This is a genomic window from Streptomyces olivoverticillatus (assembly GCF_014203555.1).
Taxonomy (GTDB): Bacteria; Actinomycetota; Actinomycetes; order Streptomycetales; family Streptomycetaceae; genus Streptomyces; species Streptomyces olivoverticillatus.
Genome location: NZ_JACHJH010000002.1, coordinates 765567 through 783421 on the forward strand (window position 1 = coordinate 765567; position 17855 = coordinate 783421).

General features: G+C 72.3%; 18 protein-coding genes and 1 pseudogene. 5 read left to right on the forward strand and 14 right to left on the reverse strand.

Annotation, left to right across the window (positions count from 1 at the left end; translation table 11 throughout):
* Positions 1 to 110: 110 nt before the first annotated feature.
* Positions 111 to 2660 (forward strand): annotated as a pseudogene (gene pulA / locus FHS39_RS08820) (pullulanase-type alpha-1,6-glucosidase); the annotation flags it as partial.
* Here pulA and FHS39_RS08825 read toward each other — a convergent pair.
* From FHS39_RS08825 to FHS39_RS08855, 7 genes are all read right to left on the reverse strand, one after another.
* Entirely contained in the window at positions 2594 to 3310 is a 717-nt protein-coding gene (locus tag FHS39_RS08825; protein WP_184348047.1) for a TetR/AcrR family transcriptional regulator, read from the reverse strand. The pseudogene pulA and the gene FHS39_RS08825 sit on opposite strands and share 67 nt — an antisense overlap.
* A gap of 45 nt (positions 3311 to 3355) precedes the next feature.
* On the reverse strand, positions 3356 to 5287 hold the full coding sequence (locus FHS39_RS08830; protein WP_184348049.1) for a hypothetical protein: 1932 nt from the start codon (positions 5285 to 5287) through the stop codon (positions 3356 to 3358).
* Between the two features lie 70 nt (positions 5288 to 5357).
* Positions 5358 to 6155 (reverse strand): tyrosine-protein phosphatase, encoded by a 798-nt coding sequence (locus FHS39_RS08835; RefSeq protein WP_184348051.1) that lies wholly within the window; start codon positions 6153 to 6155, stop codon positions 5358 to 5360.
* A gap of 57 nt (positions 6156 to 6212) precedes the next feature.
* Positions 6213 to 6827, reverse strand: a complete 615-nt coding sequence (locus tag FHS39_RS08840; protein ID WP_184348053.1) for a rhomboid-like protein — start codon at positions 6825 to 6827, stop codon at positions 6213 to 6215.
* An 80-nt stretch (positions 6828 to 6907) separates the two neighbouring features.
* The gene (locus FHS39_RS08845; RefSeq protein ID WP_184348055.1) at positions 6908 to 7360 is read right to left on the reverse strand and encodes a cupin domain-containing protein; all 453 of its coding nucleotides are present in this window, start codon (positions 7358 to 7360) and stop codon (positions 6908 to 6910) included.
* Positions 7361 to 7409: 49 nt separating this feature from the next.
* The gene (locus FHS39_RS08850) at positions 7410 to 7988 is read right to left on the reverse strand and encodes a winged helix-turn-helix domain-containing protein (RefSeq protein ID WP_184348057.1); all 579 of its coding nucleotides are present in this window, start codon (positions 7986 to 7988) and stop codon (positions 7410 to 7412) included.
* A gap of 303 nt (positions 7989 to 8291) precedes the next feature.
* Entirely contained in the window at positions 8292 to 8912 is a 621-nt protein-coding gene (locus FHS39_RS08855; protein ID WP_184348059.1) for a DUF6891 domain-containing protein, read from the reverse strand.
* A 285-nt stretch (positions 8913 to 9197) separates the two neighbouring features.
* On the opposite strand from FHS39_RS08855, the gene FHS39_RS08860 reads away from it, so the two are divergent.
* Positions 9198 to 10646, forward strand: a complete 1449-nt coding sequence (locus FHS39_RS08860) for a sensor histidine kinase (protein WP_184348061.1) — start codon at positions 9198 to 9200, stop codon at positions 10644 to 10646.
* Positions 10646 to 11176, forward strand: a complete 531-nt coding sequence (locus tag FHS39_RS08865) for a GerMN domain-containing protein (RefSeq protein WP_184348063.1) — start codon at positions 10646 to 10648, stop codon at positions 11174 to 11176. Before FHS39_RS08860 ends, FHS39_RS08865 begins: the two co-directional genes overlap by 1 nt.
* A 29-nt stretch (positions 11177 to 11205) precedes the next feature.
* Here FHS39_RS08865 and FHS39_RS08870 read toward each other — a convergent pair whose 3' ends face one another.
* The 3 genes from FHS39_RS08870 to FHS39_RS08880 form a co-directional block, all read right to left on the reverse strand.
* Positions 11206 to 12216, reverse strand: coding sequence for a DUF1259 domain-containing protein (locus FHS39_RS08870; RefSeq protein ID WP_343069453.1), 1011 nt, complete (start codon positions 12214 to 12216; stop codon positions 11206 to 11208).
* Positions 12217 to 12435: 219 nt separating this feature from the next.
* Positions 12436 to 12813 carry an arsenate reductase family protein gene (locus FHS39_RS08875; RefSeq protein ID WP_184348065.1) on the reverse strand — a complete coding sequence of 126 codons (378 nt, stop codon included), beginning with the start codon at positions 12811 to 12813 and terminating at the stop codon, positions 12436 to 12438.
* Positions 12814 to 12861: 48 nt separating this feature from the next.
* Complete coding sequence (locus FHS39_RS08880; RefSeq protein ID WP_184348067.1) at positions 12862 to 13128, reverse strand: hypothetical protein; 267 nt, start codon at positions 13126 to 13128, stop codon at positions 12862 to 12864.
* Between the two features lie 110 nt (positions 13129 to 13238).
* Here FHS39_RS08880 and FHS39_RS08885 point away from each other — a divergent pair, with 110 nt between their 5' ends.
* A complete protein-coding gene (locus tag FHS39_RS08885) occupies positions 13239 to 13427 on the forward strand; it encodes a hypothetical protein (protein WP_184348069.1) in 189 nt (62 codons plus the stop codon).
* A 69-nt stretch (positions 13428 to 13496) separates the two neighbouring features.
* Here FHS39_RS08885 and glnA read toward each other — a convergent pair whose 3' ends face one another.
* On the reverse strand, positions 13497 to 14906 hold the full coding sequence (glnA, locus tag FHS39_RS08890) for a type I glutamate--ammonia ligase (RefSeq protein WP_045931963.1): 1410 nt from the start codon (positions 14904 to 14906) through the stop codon (positions 13497 to 13499).
* 221 nt (positions 14907 to 15127) lie between these two features.
* Here glnA and FHS39_RS08895 point away from each other — a divergent pair, with 221 nt between their 5' ends.
* Positions 15128 to 15595: an RDD family protein gene (locus FHS39_RS08895; RefSeq protein WP_045931964.1), complete on the forward strand. Its 468-nt coding sequence runs from the start codon at positions 15128 to 15130 to the stop codon at positions 15593 to 15595.
* A gap of 87 nt (positions 15596 to 15682) precedes the next feature.
* Here FHS39_RS08895 and FHS39_RS08900 read toward each other — a convergent pair whose 3' ends face one another.
* From FHS39_RS08900 to lipA, 3 genes are all read right to left on the reverse strand, one after another.
* Positions 15683 to 16366, reverse strand: coding sequence for a DUF4191 domain-containing protein (locus FHS39_RS08900; RefSeq protein WP_045931965.1), 684 nt, complete (start codon positions 16364 to 16366; stop codon positions 15683 to 15685).
* 10 nt (positions 16367 to 16376) lie between these two features.
* A complete protein-coding gene (locus tag FHS39_RS08905; RefSeq protein ID WP_045931966.1) occupies positions 16377 to 16637 on the reverse strand; it encodes an SCO2195 family GlnR-regulated protein in 261 nt (86 codons plus the stop codon).
* A 203-nt stretch (positions 16638 to 16840) separates the two neighbouring features.
* Entirely contained in the window at positions 16841 to 17809 is a 969-nt protein-coding gene (gene lipA / locus FHS39_RS08910; protein ID WP_184348076.1) for a lipoyl synthase, read from the reverse strand.
* Positions 17810 to 17855 lie beyond the last annotated feature (46 nt).

Below are 17855 nucleotides of genomic sequence, written 5' to 3' on the forward strand. Positions count from 1 at the left end.
ATTTCAGCCCGTCCGGCGTTTGAGGACCGGGGCAGGACCACTGTTCTCACCTCAGCCAAAGGAGCCCCCTCGTGAAACGACTGCTCGCCCTCGCGGCAGCGACATGCCTCTTACTCCCCGCGGCACCCGCCCACGCCGCCCCCGCCCAGCCGAAGGCCACGGTCCAGTGGATCGACCACCGAACCCTCGCCTGGCCCAAAACCCTCGGCAACCCCACCCACCCCCACCACCTCCGCCACGACAGCGGAAGATTCACCCTCACCCAGCAACCCGGCGGGCTGAACCCGGCCCAGCGGGCCAAGTACCCCCACCTCGCCACCGGCTACGACGCCTTCCGCATCGACGCCCGCGAAGAAGAGGAGCGCACCGCGCTCACCGGCCGGCTCACCGCCGAGACGGACGACGGCATCGAAACCGGCGTTCAGATACCCGGCGTCCTGGACGACCTCTACGCCGCCTCGGCCACCAAAGCCCATCTCGGCCCCATCTTCCGCAACGGCCGCCCCACCCTCTCCGTCTGGGCGCCGACCGCGCGGAACGTCAGCCTCGAACTGGCCGACCGGACCGTGCCCATGCACCGCGACGACGCCAGCGGCGTCTGGAGCGTCACCGGCCCCCGCCAATGGACCGGCAAGCCCTACCGCTACGCCGTCACCGTCTGGGCCCCGGCCGCCGGCGAGGTCGTCACCAACCACGTCACCGACCCCTACTCCACCGCCCTCACCGCCGACTCGGAAAGCAGTCTCGTCACCGACCTCGCCGACCCCGCCCTCGCCCCGCCCGGCTGGCAGGGGCTGCGCAAGCCGAAGCCCGTACCCCTGCGCCAGGCGCAGATCCAGGAGCTGCACGTCCGCGACTTCTCCGTCGCCGACCGCACCTCCCGGCACCCGGGCGGGTACCTCGCCTTCACCGACCAGGACTCCGACGGCATGCGGCACCTGAAGCAACTCGCCGACGCCGGAACCTCCTACGTCCACCTCCTGCCCGTCTTCGACTTCGCCACCGTCCCCGAACGCAGCGCCGACCAGGCCGTACCCGGCTGCGACCTCGCCGCGCTGCCCGCCGACTCCGAGCAGCAGCAGGCCTGCGTGGCCAGGACCGCCGCCCGCGACGCCTACAACTGGGGCTACGACCCGCTGCACTACACCGTTCCCGAGGGCTCGTACACCTCCGACCCCGCAGGCCCCCTGCGGACCCGTGAGTTCCGGCAGATGGTGCAGGGGCTGGCGCACGCCGGACTGCGGACCGTCATGGACGTCGTCTACAACCACACCGCGGCCTCCGGACAGGACCCCCGGTCCGTCCTCGACCGGATCGTGCCCGGCTACTACCAGCGCCTCCTCGACGACGGCACCGTGGCCACCTCCACCTGCTGCGCCAACACCGCGCCCGAGCACGCCATGATGGGCAAGCTCGTCGTCGACTCCGTCGTCACCTGGGCCAGGCAGTACAAGGTCGACGGCTTCCGCTTCGACCTCATGGGCCACCACCCCAAGGCCAACATCCTCGCCGTGCGCCACGCCCTCGACGCCCTGACCGTCGCCGAGGACGGCGTCGACGGGCGCTCGATCGTCCTCTACGGCGAGGGCTGGAACTTCGGCGAGGTCGCGAACGACGTCCGCTTTGTCCAGGCCACCCAGCGGAACATGGCGGGCACCGGCATCGCCACCTTCTCCGACCGCTCACGCGACGCGATCCGCGGCGGCGGCCCCTTCGACGAGGACCCGCGCGGCCAGGGCTTCGCCTCCGGCCTCTTCACCGACCCCAACGGCGCCCCCCAGGGCACGCCCGGCGAGCAGCGCGCCCGGCTCCTGCACGACCAGGACCTCATCAAGGTCGGCCTGACCGGCAACCTCGCCCCCTACCGCTTCACCGACTCGGCCGGCCGCAGCGTCCGGGGCGCGGACGTCGACTACAACGGCTCGCCCGCGGGCTACGCGGCCGCGCCCGGCGACGCGCTCTCCTACGCCGACGCGCACGACAACGAGACGCTGTTCGACGCACTGGCCTACAAGCTCCCGCAGGGCACGCCGCCCGCCGACCGGGCCCGGATGCAGGTCGTCGCCATGGCGACCGCCGCGCTCTCCCAGGGGCCCGCCCTCTCCCAGGCGGGCACGGACCTGCTGCGGTCGAAGTCGCTCGACCGGAACTCCTACGACAGCGGCGACTGGTTCAACGCGATCCACTGGAACTGCGCCGACGGCAACGGCTTCGGCCGCGGCCTGCCGCCCGCGTCCGACAACGCCGCGAAGTGGCCGTACGCCAGGCCGCTGCTGGCGGATGCGGCGCTGCGGCCCGGATGCGGCCCGACGACGGCCGCGTCCGCCGCCTACCGTGACCTGCTGCGGATCCGCACGGGCGAGAAGGCGTTCGGCCTGGCGACGGCCGATGCCGTCCAGGCCGCCGTCTCCTTCCCGCTGTCGGGGAAGGACGAGACGCCGGGCGTCATCACGATGCGGGCCGGCGAGCTGACCGTCGTCTTCAACGCGACACCGAACCGCCAGGAACAGCGCGTCCCCGGGGCCGCCGGTACCGGCTACGCCCTGCATCCGGTGCAGGCGGCCGGCTCGGATCCGGTGGTGAAGTCCGCGTCCTACGCGGCGGACTCGGGAACCTTCTCGGTACCGGGCCGCACGGTGGCGGTGTTCAAGCGGAGGTAGCCCCGGCCGGGGTCGGGGGAGAGCTCCCACCGGGCCAGCACCCCCGCCACCTGGCCGTCGAAGGCCGCGCTCACCGCCAGCAGCGCCCCCACATCGTGGACCAGCTGCAACTCCAGCTCTTCCCGCGGGATGCGCAGGCCGTTCAGCCAGAGCAGGGCCGTCGTCTCCGCCAGGGAGATCCACGAGCGGACGGTCAGCTCCAGGCGCGCCCCGGGCTCGGCGACCCCCAGGTGCAGAAGCATCTGCTCGTACGCCGCCTCGCGCACCTCGTCGATCATTGCGCACGCCACCCCCGGCCCCGCCGCCGCGGGCCCGCCCCGCATCAGGGCGGCGAAGCCGGGGCCGTGCGCCTCGACGAAGTCGAAGAAGCGGCGCAGGACCCGTAACAGCCGGGGCCCCAGGGGGCCTTCGCGGGGTTCGCGGAGCAGGGCCGTCAGCTCGTCGGCCGACCGGCGCAGCGCCGCCTCGTACAGGCTCTGCTTGCCGGGGAAGTAGTGATAGACGAGCGGCCGGGAAATCCCGGCCGCCCCCGCGATGTCCTCGATCGAGACCGCGTCGGGCGGACGGTGGCTGAACAGGTCGAGGGCGACCGAGATGAGGTGCTCGCGTCGCTGCTCGACGGCCATCCTGCGGCGCGCCACGGTCGTCATGGCGGTCATCATAGTGGGAGGAAATCGCCCTGGTCGGCGAGGGGTTCAGCGCATCGCGGCGAGCTTTCCGCCGTCTTCCAGGCGGCCGGTGAGCTCGGCCTGGACGCCCTGCTTCGCCGGTACGGCCAGCAGCGGGCCCTGGGCGCTGCCCTGCACCCCGCCCGTCGCGGTGATCGAGGCGACGTCGCCGCCGCCCGCCGCCAGCGCGTACCACGTGCCGCCGCGGGACTTCCACAGCACGCCCGCCAGGACGCGCGGCTCACGGGGGCCGCAGGCGGTGGTGTCCGCGCCGCGGCCGACGACCGTGCCGGGCGTGCCCGCGCGTGCGTCGGGCGCCTGGAAGCGGGCCAGCGCCAGGCTGCCCGTGCCCCGCCAGGTCTCGGTGCGGGTGCAGAACCACTGCGCGCTCCCCGCCGCCCCGGGCAGCGGCTGGGTGGCGAACTGCCAGGAGTTGACCGAGCGCACGCCCTGCCACCGCGCGGCCTGCAGCTGGCAGGCGCCGTGGGACCAGCCGGCCAGGTCGGCGGCGGAGGTGGCGTCGCGCGGTGCGGCCGGCGCGCCCGCGGTCAGCCGGGTGGGGACGAGCTCGCCGAGGTCGGTGACCAGGTGGTTGCCGAGCTGCAGCGAGGTCCAGCCGTGGCAGTCGTTGGTCGTGGCCGGGCTGGGCACCGCGTCGGTGACCCCGTCCGCGTCGCGGTGCAGGGGCTGCGGGGTGTCGTCGGGCTTGAGCAGATCGCGCACGGCGGCGGTCGTCACCCAGGGGGCCGTCAGATAGCGGACGTTGCCGTCGGTGCGGCCGAGGACCAGGGCGCTCGAGGACGCCACGTCCGCCCCGTCCGTACGGGCGAAGTCCAGCGCGGCACCGGCGGTGTCACCGCTCTTGGCCTCGGCGTAGCGCACCACGCGCAGGCCGTCGTAGAGCAGCACGACCACCGCCGAGTCGACCTCGCCCGCGTACAGCAGCTGCGGCGGCCCGGCCGCCGGGCCGGTGGTGGTGCCGGGCGTCGCCGTGACCTGCACCGTACGGCCCGGCCGGGCCCAGACGGCAAGGGCACGGCGCAGCAGCTCCCGGTCGCCGGTGCGGCTGCCGCGCGCGGGCCAGACGGCGAAGGACGGGCGGTCGGCACGCTTCCAGGCGGTGGCGGAGGCCTTGGACAACTCGGCGGGGTCCAGGGCCCGTTGGGCGGACTCGTTGAGCGCGTACGAGGGCGCTGCCGCGCCGTCGGGGCCCCAGCCGCCGTCGGGCAGGGCCAGCAGCGTGCCGCACACCACGACCGCGGCGGCCGCCGCGAGGGCCGCGCGGGTGTGCTGGCGGCGGCGCATCAGATCCGTGGGGCGGGCCTGCAGGGAGCAGGGGTCGAACTCCACCGACTCCAGCAGCGAGGCGTCCCGGCTGCCGGCCGGGGTGCGCACCCCGGCCGCCTCGGTGAGCGCCGCCTCCGGGTCGTCCACCCCGGCGTCGGCCAGCAGGCGGCACACGTCCTGCTCGGTCGGCAGCTCCAGCATCCGCAGGGCGTACGCGGCCCGGCCGGGGCCGGAGAGGGCGGCGAGGGCCTGGTCCAGGGCGAGCTCGTCGGCGCCGCCCGAGCGGGGGAACAGCCGCAAGCCCCACACCTGCGGCAGCAGCGGCGGCAGCTGCCCCGGTCGGGGCAGGCTCCACCGGCCGCGCGGCCGCCCGGCATCCAGCGCGGCCCGCAGGACGCGCCGGCGCACATACCCGTACCCCGGGTCCTCCGGCGAGCCGCCGGCCCCGCGGGGCGCCGGCAGGCTCAGCTCCGAGGCGCCCACCCGGTTGCGCGGCAGGGCGCGCTGCACGAGCGCGTGCGCCGTCAGCACCCGGCGGTTGCGGCCCAGGGCGGGCGGCAGGACGAGGTAGGCGAGCCGCACCAGACGGGGGTAGTGCTCGATGAGCACGGCCTCCGCCTGTTCGACGTCGACGGGTGCCGGTGGCCGGGGGACTGTAGCTTGCTGCTCCACGTCCTTAGAACGAGTGAATGGTGCGATGGTCACTTCACCCGCCCGGGCTAGGGCGCGCGCCGGGGGAGCGTCAGGCGCGGAAGCGGGCGCGGATGCGGTCGACCGCCTGGTCGGGGACGCCGAGGCCGTCGCGCACGTAGGTCTCCACGTCGCCGTGGGCCCGGTGCATCTCCTCCAGCGCCGCCGCGAGGTAGGCCGGGCGCACGCCGAGGATCGCGTCGGTGATCTCCGGGTCGCCGCCCGCCGCCGTGAACCGCTCGATGAGGGGCGCGAAGGCGGCGCGCACGGCCGGGGCCACGTCGAGGTACTCGCGCTCCACGGTGGCCTCGTCCGCGCCCAGCAGCAGGAGGATCACGCTCGCCGCCCAGCCGGTGCGGTCCTTGCCCGCCGTGCAGTGGAAGAGCAGGGGGCCGCAGTCCGGCTCGGCGAGGGAGGTCAGCAGCAGGCCGTAGGCCTGGCAGGCGGACTCGGAGGCCACGAAGGAGCGGTAGGTCTCGCAGAGCAGTTTCTCGGCCTTGCCGCCGCCCAGGTGCTCCTCGGCCGCCGCCGGGTTGCCGAGCACCGTCTCCAGCCGGGCGGGCACCTTCTCGCCGGACGGCACCTCCCGGCCCGCCATGACGTCCGCGACGACCAGCCGTGCGCCCTCGGGCAGCAGGTCCGGCCGCTCCTCCCGCTCGCCCTGGGTGCGCAGGTCGACGACCGTGCGGATGCCGAGCGCGGCCACGGCCGGGTCGGCCGTCGGGTCCAGGCGGTCCAGCTGGCCGGAGCGCAGCAGCAGACCCGGGCGGACCGCGGAGTTGCCGGCGAGCGGGATGCCGCCGAGGTCACGGAGGTTGGTGATGGTCGTGGCATCGAGCTGCTGCGGCATGGGCCGTCTCCCTGATGTGCCTTATGTGCTGCTTATGGGCGATTCCGCTTTGCGTCTTTATTGTGGGGAACGGTAGCCGAGTCCGCGACGCCGCCCCCATGCGCCCAGGGACAGGCCCAGTCCCAGGGACACCAGGTGTCCCGCGTCGGTGAAGTCGGTACGCCCGCGCAGAAAGGGGCGCGCGCTCAGCGCGATCAGTACTGTGCAGGAGCTCGTACGGACTCGCGCGCCCCGCAGTGTGGCTGCCAGGGCCCCGGCCAGGGCGTTCCGGCCGTAGCTGATGCCCACGTCGACCGCGGACCGGGTGGCGGCGTTCGTGCGCAGGGCGCGCAGCCCGCCGTACACCAGCAGGGACGCGCCCACGTGCCCGTACAGGAAGGCGCCCGCGGCCCACCACGCGCCATAGGCGTACTCCGCGTACCCGAGCACGGCCAGGAGCAGCAGCGCATAGGGAAGCTCCATCGGCGATTCGACCACCAGCGCGCTGGTGAGCAGGGTGTCCCAGCGGCCGGCGCGCAGATTGTCGACGTTGGTGGAGCAGTGCAACAGCAGCCGCTCATGGGCGGAGGGCGTGAGCAGCTTTTTGGCAGCGTACGCGCCGAGCTGCACACCCCCTATGTACGCGGGTGCGAGGCGGGGGAGACGGGTGAGGTGAGTGCTGGTTGACGTCACACGGCCATCATCTGCGGGCGCCCGGCGGCTGTCAGCCAGTGCGGCGCTCCGGTTTCAGGCCACGTGTTTCGGGCCGTGTTTCAGGCCATCGTGAAGTCGTCGAAGTGGAAGCCGGGTGCGACGACGCACGTCACCAAGGTCGGTTCGTCGCCCGCCGGTTCGGCGGCCTGCCAGACGCCGCCGGGGATCAGCACCTGCGGCCGCTCGCGGTGCTCGACACGGGGGCCGAGGACCATCTCCTCGGCCCCGGTCTCATCGGGCACCGGGCCGTCGCCGCCCAGCCGCAGCCGCAGCGGGCCGCCCCGGTGCCACAGCCACATCTCGTCGGAGCGCACCCGGTGCCAGCGGGAGCTCTCGCCGGGGTGCAGCAGGAAGTAGATGCCGGTCGCATACGCCCGGGGGCCGCCGTACCCCTCGGGGTCCGCGGTGGCCGAGGTCTGCCAGGTCTCGCGGAACCAGCCGCCCTCCACGTGGGGTTGGAGGCCGAGGAGAGTGACGAGCTCGGAGGTGCCCTGCGCGAAGTGATCGGTCATGGCCGTACCTTCTCACTCCGGCGCCCGCGCCACGAGGACCCCGGGTCGGTCAAAAAGCGGCCGGAGGCGCGTACTTGTAGCCCACCCGGCGGACGGTGACGATCGACGACCGGTACTCGGCGCCCATCTTGCGGCGGAGCCGGGCCACATGGACGTCGACGGTACGGCCGTCGCCCACGTGCCCGTAGCCCCACACCGTGGTCACCAGCTGGTCGCGGGTGTGCACGCGGTGCGGGTGGGCGACGAGGTGGGCCAGCAGCTCGAATTCGAGGTACGTCAGATCCAGCAGCCGGCCGGCGACGCGGGCGCTGCGCTGCTGGGGGTCGATGCTGATCAGGGAGTCGCCCTGGGTGGCGGGGGAGGCGGAGGCCTCGTCCGCCGGGGCGGGGTCGTCACTGGACGGCTGCTGCTCGGCCGGGACCAGCACCAGATAGCCGATCATGGGCGGCTGGCCCGGCAGGGTGGGCAGCGTGTGCTGAGGGGCGGGCAGCCAGGTGGCCGCACCGGAGTGCAGCAGCTCGGCGACCGGCGGGACCTCGCCGGGGACGACGGCTCGCAGCCGGTGGCGGTGCGGGGCGCGCTCGGTGGGGGTGGGGGCGGGGGCGGTCAGCGTACGGAGGTTCGTCATGAAGCTCAGCTCTTTCGCGCGGGAGACCGTCGGGAAGACGTGCGATGCGCGGGCCATTGGCCGGAACCGGTCCGGCGGCTGACTTCGACGGAGGGGTCAGCGAGAGGAGTGGGCCTGCGCAGAGGATGCGCGACAACACACTCGGTCGAAGTCGTGGTGCTGGCGGGAAGGCCAGAACGGCTCAAGGTCGCTGCGACCTGTCGCGGTGTTCTGGAGGCTGGCCATGCCCCTATTGAAGCACGGCCCACGACGGTGCAGCAGACCCCTCCGAGCAGTTGATACGCAACCTTGGCGCGTTTTCGATCATGCCGCCTGCGGCTCCGGCAGCCGCTTGCGCCAGTCCAGCGGCGTGATGCGTAGGGAGCGGGCCGGATCGCCGTCCCACTCGACGCCCAGCCCGGCCCGTGTGAGCGCCGTCACTATCTCGCGCCCGACGGCGGCGGTGCCCTCGCTGCCCGCCGCCCCGTCGTAGGCGCCGTAGAGCAGCCACAGCCCGCCGCCGTCGGCGGCCTGCTCGGTGTGCTGGCAGTGGAAGAACACGAAGCCGCGGTCGCCCTCCGCGGCCTCGCCGCCTATCTCCGCGGTGCCGCAGGTGGAGCAGCAGGTGAAGTGCATCCGGGCCGTGACACCGCCTGCCTCCAGCGCCCGGAAGGCCGCCGCCACCCGGTCGGCGTCCGTCTCCGCGGGCCACCCGGCCTGCTCGGCCAGGCGCTCACGCCACAGCCGGCCGACGATCTCCCGGGCCGCCTCGACGGACACCGGGCTGCCGTCCCCGTCCTCGAAGTAGTCCGAAACCTGCTCGGCGATCTCCTCCGGGGTGTCGAAGCCGCACCTGATCAGGAGCGCGGCCTGCTCCTCGGCCTCCGCCAGGAGCTCGGGAGCGAGCACCTCGCCCGACTCGGCGCCGACGGTTTTGGACAGCATGGAATCCCCCTCGCTCGAAGGGCCGCCCGCGACCGGCGGCCCGATCAGACGAGAGCCATCCTGGCATCCGCCACTGACAACGCGGCGCCGCCCCCGGCCGGTCAGTCGGTACCGGCGACGACCGAGTAGCAGTAGGAGGGGATCGAGTTCTCACACGACAGGCGCAGCAAAACGCGCCGTCATCATCCCCGCACTGAACGAGAATCCAGTCGTCACCCGCCTCATGCAGCATTTGGGGCGCGCACGGCCACCACGCCACCGACCCACGGAAGCCGGAACCCCCGCATGGCACGAGTGTTCCCCTCGCAGAGCCTGCGCGCCCGGCTGGTGACCGCCTTCCTGGCCGTTTCCGCGCTCAGCGCCCTGATCACGGCCGCACTCACCTTCCGGGAGGGCCGCGAGGCGATCCTCCAGCGCACCCAGGCCACCGCCGTGCACGACCTGCGCGCCCAGATCGACTCCCTCGCCCCGGACCTGCCTTTCCCGCCCCGGACCCAGGACCTGCAGAACTTCGCCCTCCAGCTCGATCGCGCCGGAGGCTCCCGCAACTGGCGCACCTCGGTCTCGTATCAGGACGGCCCCGCCGTCCCCGAGCACCCGCCCGACGGCCGGAGCGTCGTCACCGACGCCTTGCGCACGGCGGTCCGCCGGCAGAACGCACCGCAGTTCCAGCGCGTCGACAGCGGCGGCCGGCCCTGGCTGGCCATCGGCATGCCCGTCACCTTCGCCGGGAGCGGGCACAAGCCGTCCGGCCTCGACGTCTACGCCGAGTTCTCGCTGAACGACGAGCGCGGCGACATCGACTCCCTCGTCACCGCCGCACAGTCCGGCGTCGCGCCCGCCCTGGCCCTCGCGGTCGTGCCCGCCCTGTTCGCCGCCCGCCGGGTGCTCAGGCCCGTACGCCGGCTGCGGCAGGCCGCCGAGAAGATCACCTCCGGCGCCCTCGACACCCGGCTGCCGGTCACCGGCCACGACGAGCTCGCCGACCTCACCCGCACCTTCAACGTCATGGCGGCCTCGCTGGAGAAGGACGACCGCGAGCTGCGCCGCATGGAGGCCAACGCCCGCCGCTTCGCCGCCGACGTCTCCCACGAACTGCGCACCCCGCTGGCCGCGATGTCCGCCGTGACCGGGGTGCTCGACGAGGACGCGGACCGGCTGCCGTCGGACACCGCCGATGCCGTCCGTCTGATCAGCAGTGAGACGACGAAGCTGACCCGCCTCGTCGCGGACCTGATGGAGGTCTCCCGCTTCGACGCGGGCGCCGCGGCCCTCCACACCGACGAGGTCGACCTCGCCGTCACCGTGCGCAAGTCCCTCCAGGCGCGCGGCTGGGAGGACCGGGTGACCGCCGACCTCCCCCCGGGCGTACGGGTCCGCCTCGATCCGCGCCGCATGGACGTGGTGATCGCCAACCTCGTCGGCAACGCCCTGCGGCACGGCGGTGCCCCCGTACACGTGCTGGCGCGCGTGGCGGACGACCGGCTGCTGATCGACGTCGAGGACAACGGGCCGGGCATCGACCCCGACGCCCTCCCGCACGTCTTCGACCGCTTCTACAAGGCCGATGCGGCCCGCACCCGCTCGGAGGGCAGTGGGCTGGGGCTGGCCATCGCCAGGGAGAACGTACTGCTGCACCACGGGACGCTGACCGCCGCCAACCGTCCCGGGGGCGGGGCGGTCTTCACGGTGTCGCTGCCGCTGACCGCCGGGGAAGCGGGAGAGGAGTCGTGATGCGCCGCGCTGTGTGGCTGCTGCCGACGGCCCTGGTGCTGGCGGCCTGCGGGGTGACGCCGACGGCGCCCGTCCGCGTCGGCGAACCCGCCACCGGAATCCAGGAGCCGGGAACCAGCCGGCACACCGTCCGGCTGTACTTCCTCTCGCCGTTCGGCATCTACCCCGTCGCCCGCGCCGAGCCGAGCGACGCCACCCCGCAGCGGGCCGTCGACCTGCTGCTCGCGGGCCCCACCCCGGCCGAGCGGGCCCGCGGGCTGATCACGGAGGTGCCGTGGAACCTGGGGCGGGTGACCGCGACGGCCGCCCCGGGCGCCGTGGACCTCGTCCTGCCCGTCCCGGTGTCCACGCTCCAGCCCGCCGCGGTCAGCCAGCTCGCCTGCACGGCCGCGGCGGCGGGCGCACCCGGCGGCAGCCCGGTCACCGGGACCGGCATCCGCATCCACGAGCCGGGCGCCGCCGCGCCGTGGACGCTGCGCTGCAGCAGCACCGGCTATGCGTTCCCGGTGCCGGAGGCCACCCCCTCGTAGGGCGTCCGACGGCGCGGCACGCGGCGGTTTCAATCCTCCGGATCGAGCTCCCGCACCGGGGTGACGTTGGTGACGTCCACGGCGCGCCGCAGGGCCTTGGCCAGGCGCACGCCGTCGCCCACGGCCCACAAGTGCAGGAAGAACAGCCGGGGTTCGTCCGCCAGGCCGTGGTTGTGCAGCTCGACGAGGTCGATCCCGCCGCGCCGCAGCAGCCGCATGGCCTGGTGCACCTCGTCGGCGATCAGGGCGAAGTCGCCGTTGACCGCGGCCCGGCCGCCGCCCAGCGCCTGGAAGTTGAAGGCCGTGGTGGCGCCCGTTCCCGAGGGCAGCAGGAGACCGCCGTCGGTGATGGTCTCGCGGCGCCGGAAGACGGACTTGTAGATGCCCTGGGCATTGGAGCCCTTGGCACCCAGCGCGGTGTCCATGGCCTTGGTGTCCAGGTCGATGCGCGGCGGGGTGCCGGGCTTCTTTCCGGGCGGCGTGCCCGTACGGTCGAACGCCGCCCGCATCCCGCGGGCCAGCGCCACCGCGTCGTGCCCGTGTCCGTGGACGTGCATCCACCAGATGTCGGGGGTGTGGGAGAGCAGGTGCTTGTGCACGGCGGTCACCATGATGTCGTGCGCGTGCAGGGCGTCGATCGCGTGCTGCATCTCGGTCTCGGTGACCGTGAGGTCGCCCATCACCAGGCTGCTGCCGTCGGAGTAGCGGGCGAAGGCCACGTGCGAGCCGAGCGCGAGCCCCGCGCTGACCTTGACCCCGTGCGAGACCACCTTCAGGTCGTGGCGGGGGTAGCCGGTCCGGTAGATGGTCTCGCCCAGCAGACTGCCCTGGCGGCCCAGCACGGTCGCGACCTTCGACCAGTCCGACGCGGCGGTGGGGACGGGTCTCAGCAGCTCCCGCCCTCCTTGGCCGCGGCCCTGGCCCCGCCCATGGTCGCGGTCCCGGTCCCGGTCGGGGTCGCGGCCGTCCGGGCCGTCGCTCCCGTCCCGGTCGGGCGGGCAGTCCCGGCCGTCCGTGGCGTGTGCGGTGGCCGCCCCCACCCCGGCCAGTACCGGAGCGAGGGCGGCGGCCGCCAGGATCCTCCGGCGTGGTGGGGCCGCCGTCGCCGCGCCGCGCGCAGCTGCCGCCCTCTCTTTCGTTCCCCCTGCTCGGTCCCGGTCCCCGGTCGTCACAAGTGCACCTCCATCGTGGGCAGTGCCATGTAAACACGATCGGATCGTTCGCGACCGGGGAGCGCCGCGCGCCTGCCGCCGGACGGGTTAGGACGTGCCCCGGGCGGACCGCGAGATCGCCTCGCGCACGGCTTCCTCCGTGCGCCCCACGATCGCCGAGCCGTCGTCCGCGGTGATGAGCGGACGCTGGATCAGCCTCGGGTGCCCGGCGAGCGCGGCGATCCAGCGCGACCGGGTGCTCTCCTCGCGCGGCCAGTCGGCGAGGCCGAGCTCCTTCGCCTCCGCTTCCTGCGTCCGTGTGATGTCCCACGGCTCCAGGCCGAGCCGCGCGAGCACCGCACGGATCTCGTCCTCGCTCGGCACGTCCTCGAGATAGCGGCGTACGGTGTAGCCGGCGCCCTCGGCGTCGAGCAGGCTGATGGCGCTGCGGCACTTGGAGCAGGCCGGGTTGATCCAGATTTCCATGGCACGCACAGTACTAAGGGGTGTCTGCTCGACCCTGATTCCCCGTCGCTACGACCGGCTCCGCCGTCCGGTAAGGGCGAAGGCCATGACCGAAGTGACCAGCGCGAGCAGCGACAGCGCGAGATGAGTGCCCACCGGCGAGCCGAAAGCATCGCAGGTCGAGGCCTCACAGGTGCGGGGAGGGTACCCGACCAGTGCGAGTGCGGCCCCTGCCGCCGCCGGTCCCGTCGCCCCGCCGAGCATGGCGAAGGTCGTCGCGGTTGCCGTCGCCTGCGCGGTGCGGTGCGCAGTGCGGCTGCTGCTGACGACGGTCATGGCCGAGCCATTGGCCAGGCCCAGGCCGCACCCCACGAGGGCGCATGCGCCGCTGAGCAGCCAGAGAGGCGCGGGCTGCCGCTGGGACCTCGACCGCCTCCATCAGCAGCGTGGCAGCCGTACGCCCGAACGGAAACATCGTCACGATCAGCACGGGAACCATCACCGAAGGCGCGTTCAAGGGAGCAAAGGCCGTCACCGAGGTAACGCTCCTAGCCTCCCGCCAAACCGCCTGCCTGACCCCTCAGGGCCTCACCTCTGCCTTCGGACCCACCACGGTGACCATCACCCAGCTCTGACCGACGCGGGACACAAGCGAAGGCCGCCACCCCGGAGCGGGGTGGCGGCCTTCAAGCGGAATCCGCGGCTTAGATGTCGAAGTACATCTCGAACTCGTGCGGGTGCGGGCGCAGCTGGATCGGGGCGATCTCGTTGGTGCGCTTGTAGTCGATCCAGGTCTCGATCAGGTCCGAGGTGAAGACGCCGCCGGCCTGGAGGTACTCGTTGTCCGCCTCGAGGGCTTCGAGGACCGCCGGGAGGGAGGTCGGGACCTGGGGGACGTTCGCGTGCTCGTCGGGGGCGAGCTCGTAGAGGTCCTTGTCGATCGGCTCGGCCGGCTCGATCTTGTTCTTGACGCCGTCGAGGCCGGCCAGGAGGAGGGCCGAGAAGGCGAGGTAGGGGTTGGACGACGGGTCCGGCGCGCGGAACTCGACGCGCTTGGCCTTGGGGTTGGAGCCCGTGATCGGGATGCGCATCGCGGCGGAGCGGTTGCGCTGGGAGTAGACCAGGTTGACCGGGGCCTCGAAGCCGGGGACCAGGCGGTGGTAGGAGTTCACCGTCGGGTTGGTGAAGGCCAGCAGCGACGGGGCGTGCTTGAGGATGCCGCCGATGTAGTAGCGGGCGGTGTCCGAGAGGCCCGCGTAGCCCTGCTCGTCGTAGAAGAGGGGCTCGCCACCGCTCCACAGCGACTGGTGGACGTGCATGCCCGAGCCGTTGTCACCGAAGATCGGCTTCGGCATGAAGGTCGCGGTCTTGCCGTTGCGCCAGGCGACGTTCTTCACGATGTACTTGAAGAGCATCAGGTCGTCGGCCGCGGCGAGCAGCGTGTTGAACTTGTAGTTGATCTCCGCCTGGCCGGCCGTGCCGACCTCGTGGTGCTGGCGCTCGACCTGCAGGCCCGCCTTGTCCAGCTCCAGGGAGATCTCGGCGCGCAGGTCGGCGAAGTGGTCGACCGGCGGGGCCGGGAAGTAGCCGCCCTTGTAGCGGACCTTGTAGCCGCGGTTGTCCTCCAGCGCACCGGTGTTCCAGGCGCCCGCCTCGGAGTCGATGTGGTAGAAGGACTGGTTCGCGCTGGTCTCGAAGCGGACGCTGTCGAAGACGTAGAACTCGGCCTCGGGGCCGAAGAACGCGGTGTCCGCGATGCCGGTGGAGGCGAGGTAGGCCTCGGCCTTCTTGGCGATGTTGCGCGGGTCGCGGCTGTACTGCTCACCCGTGATCGGGTCGTGGATAAAGAAGTTGATGTTCAGCGTCTTGTCGCGCCGGAACGGGTCCATACGGGCCGTGGAGAGGTCCGCGCGCAGCGCCATGTCGGACTCGTGGATGGCCTGGAAGCCGCGGATCGACGAGCCGTCGAACGCCAGCTCCTCGTTCGGGTCGAAGACCGAGGCCGGGATCGTGAAGTGCTGCATCACGCCAGGCAGGTCGCAGAACCGGACGTCGACGAACTTGACGTCCTCGTCCGCGATGAACTTCTTGGCCTCGTCGGCGTTCTGGAACATCCAACTCCTCCTAGCCCGGCCGAGCACGGTCGGGGATTGCTTCGGTGCGCGGTCCGTCGCCGTCCTTATCGCAATGGCGCGCTGTGGCCGACCCTAGAGAGACGGGATTTCCCAAGCATGACCCATTTGTTTCGCCGAGGTTAACCGGCACGCGGGGCCGGTGTGGCGGGGCACGGGCCCCGGAGCCCGGGGAACGAATGCGGTCGCAGTACCGTGGAGCGGTGGACAACAGGCAAGCAATCGGCTCATGGCTCTCCGGCCCCCGCGCGGCCGCGGAGGACATGGGCATCGAATTCGGCCACCGGGGCGAGCGCCTCGGCCTGCCGGAGAACGGGCCGGGCTCCGTAGCCCCGCTCGGGCGGCGCTTCGGCGCCCTCTTCGTCGACTGGGCGCTGTGCATGCTCATCGCCTACGGCTTCCTTGCCGCGGGCTCCCCGCAGCGGGCGGGCAACTGGGCCCTGGCCGTCTTTTTCGTACTCAGCATGCTCACCGTCGGTACGGTCGGCTGTACGCCCGGCAAGCGGCTGTTCGGACTGCGGGTGATCGCCGAGGGCGGCGGGCGGCTGAGCCTGCCGCGGGTGCTGCTGCGCAGCGTGCTGCTCCTGCTCGTCGTCCCGGCCGTCGTCTGGGACCGTGACACCCGCGGGCTGCACGACCGGCTCTCGCGCGCCGTCCAGGTGCGCATCTAAGCGGATCCAAAAGGCGCACAGACAAAGGAGGCGGGGCGGAACCAGTGGTTCCGCCCCGCCTCCTCGTGTCGGAGTAGGTCGGCCGTCTCAGCGGCCCTTCGGCATTCTCGTGCCCTTCGGCATCGGGCCCTTGGGGATCGGCATGTTGCTCATGAGGTCGCCCAGCGCCCGCAGCCGGTCGTTGACGGCCGTCACCTGCGCGCCCTGCAGGACCCGGGGCAGCTTGAGCAGCGTGGTGTGCAGCTTCTTGAGCGGCACCTCGCCCTCGCCCTCGCCCACCACGATGTCGTGCACGGGCACGTCCGCGACGATGCGCGCCATGCGCTTCTTCTCGGCCGCCAGCAGGGCCTTCACCCGGTTGGGGTTGCCCTCGCCGACCAGCACGATGCCCGCCTTGCCCACCGCGCGGTGCACGACGTCCTGGTTGCGGTTCATCGCCACCGCGGGAGTCGTCGTCCAGCCGCCGCGCCGGATGTTGTCCAGCACTGCCGCCGCGGCACCCGGCTGGCCCTCCATCTGCCCGAAGGCAGCGCGCTCGGCACGCCGTCCGAAGACGATCGCCATCGCGAGGAAGGCCAGCAGGAAGCCCAGGATGCCCAGGTAGACCGGGTGATCGATCACGAAGCCGATGGCGAGGAGCACACCGAAGGTGACGATTCCCACAGCCGCGACGACAAGACCGACCTTCGAGTCGACCTTCTTGGTCATCTGGTAGGTCAGGGCGATCTGCTTCAGTCGCCCGGGGTTCTCGGATGTTTCCTTCCTCGCCATACGGCGAAGTTTACGTCGCTTGCGGACCCGGGGCCGCCACGGCCTCCAGCAGGTGCTGTGTCTCCCGCCGGTCCTTGGCCCGGCGGCGGTCCTCCAGCACTGCCGTCCACGCGTTCCGGCGGGCGGTGCGCTGCCCGCCGCGCATCAGCAGTTCCTCCAGGGCGCGCAGGGCGCCGGTGACGGATGGGGGCCGTACGGAGAGCGTGGAAGGCAGAGCGGAAGAGGCGCGGGTGGCGGTCGCCAAGACTGCGTTACCGGGCGCGGCCTGCATGTCGATGTCCCCTCGGGAGCGGAAATGTGAGGCGTGGAGGGTGTTGGTCGTACTGCTGTGCGTACTTCCATCGTCACCGAACGGTGTTACCAACGGATGACCTGTTGGTCAAACACCTATGAAACGTTGACGCGGCCCGTACCTTCCCGGGCTTGTCGCCGGGGGTACGGGCCGCGTCGAAGGTGATGCGATGCCGGTCGGGCTCAGACCGCCTGGGTCGAGGCCGCGACGCTCTCGCGCCGCTCGATCGCCTGCTGGTAGAGCCGGCCCGCGCGGTACGAGGAGCGGACCAGGGGGCCGGACATGACGCCGGCGAAGCCGATCTCCTCGGCCTCCTCCTTGAGCTCCACGAACTCCTGCGGCTTCACCCAGCGCTCCACCGGGTGGTGGCGCACCGACGGGCGCAGGTACTGGGTGATGGTGATCAGCTCGCAGCCCGCGTCGTGCAGGTGCTGCAGCGCCTCGCTGATCTCCTCGCGGGTCTCGCCCATGCCGAGGATCAGGTTGGACTTGGTCACCAGGCCGTACGCACGGGCCTGCGTGATGACGTCGAGGGAGCGCTCGTAGCGGAAGCCGGGGCGGATCCGCTTGAAGATCCGCGGCACGGTCTCCACGTTGTGGGCGAAGACCTCCGGGCGGGAGGCGAAGACCTCTTCGAGCAGCTCGGGGACCGCGTTGAAGTCGGGGGCCAGCAGCTCGACCTTGGTGTGGCCGCCGTCGCGGCCGGCGGTCTGCTGGTGGATCTGGCGCACGGTCTCGGCGTACAGCCAGGCGCCGCCGTCCTCCAGGTCGTCGCGGGCGACGCCGGTGATGGTCGCGTAGTTCAGGTCCATCGTGATGACGGACTCGCCCACGCGGCGCGGCTCGTCACGGTCCAGCGCCTGCGGCTTGCCGGTGTCGATCTGGCAGAAGTCACAGCGCCGGGTGCACTGGTCGCCGCCGATGAGGAACGTCGCCTCGCGGTCCTCCCAGCACTCGTAGATGTTGGGACAGCCCGCCTCCTGGCACACCGTGTGCAGGCCCTCGCGCTTCACCAAACCCTGGAGCTCGGTGTACTCGGGGCCCATCTTCGCCCGCGTCTTGATCCACTCGGGCTTGCGCTCGATGGGGGTCTGGGCGTTCCTGACCTCCAAGCGCAGCATCTTGCGTCCGTCGGGTGCGACTGCGGACACGACCGGCTCCCTATGGCTTCGATTCTTCGGCGGACACCAGGGTACG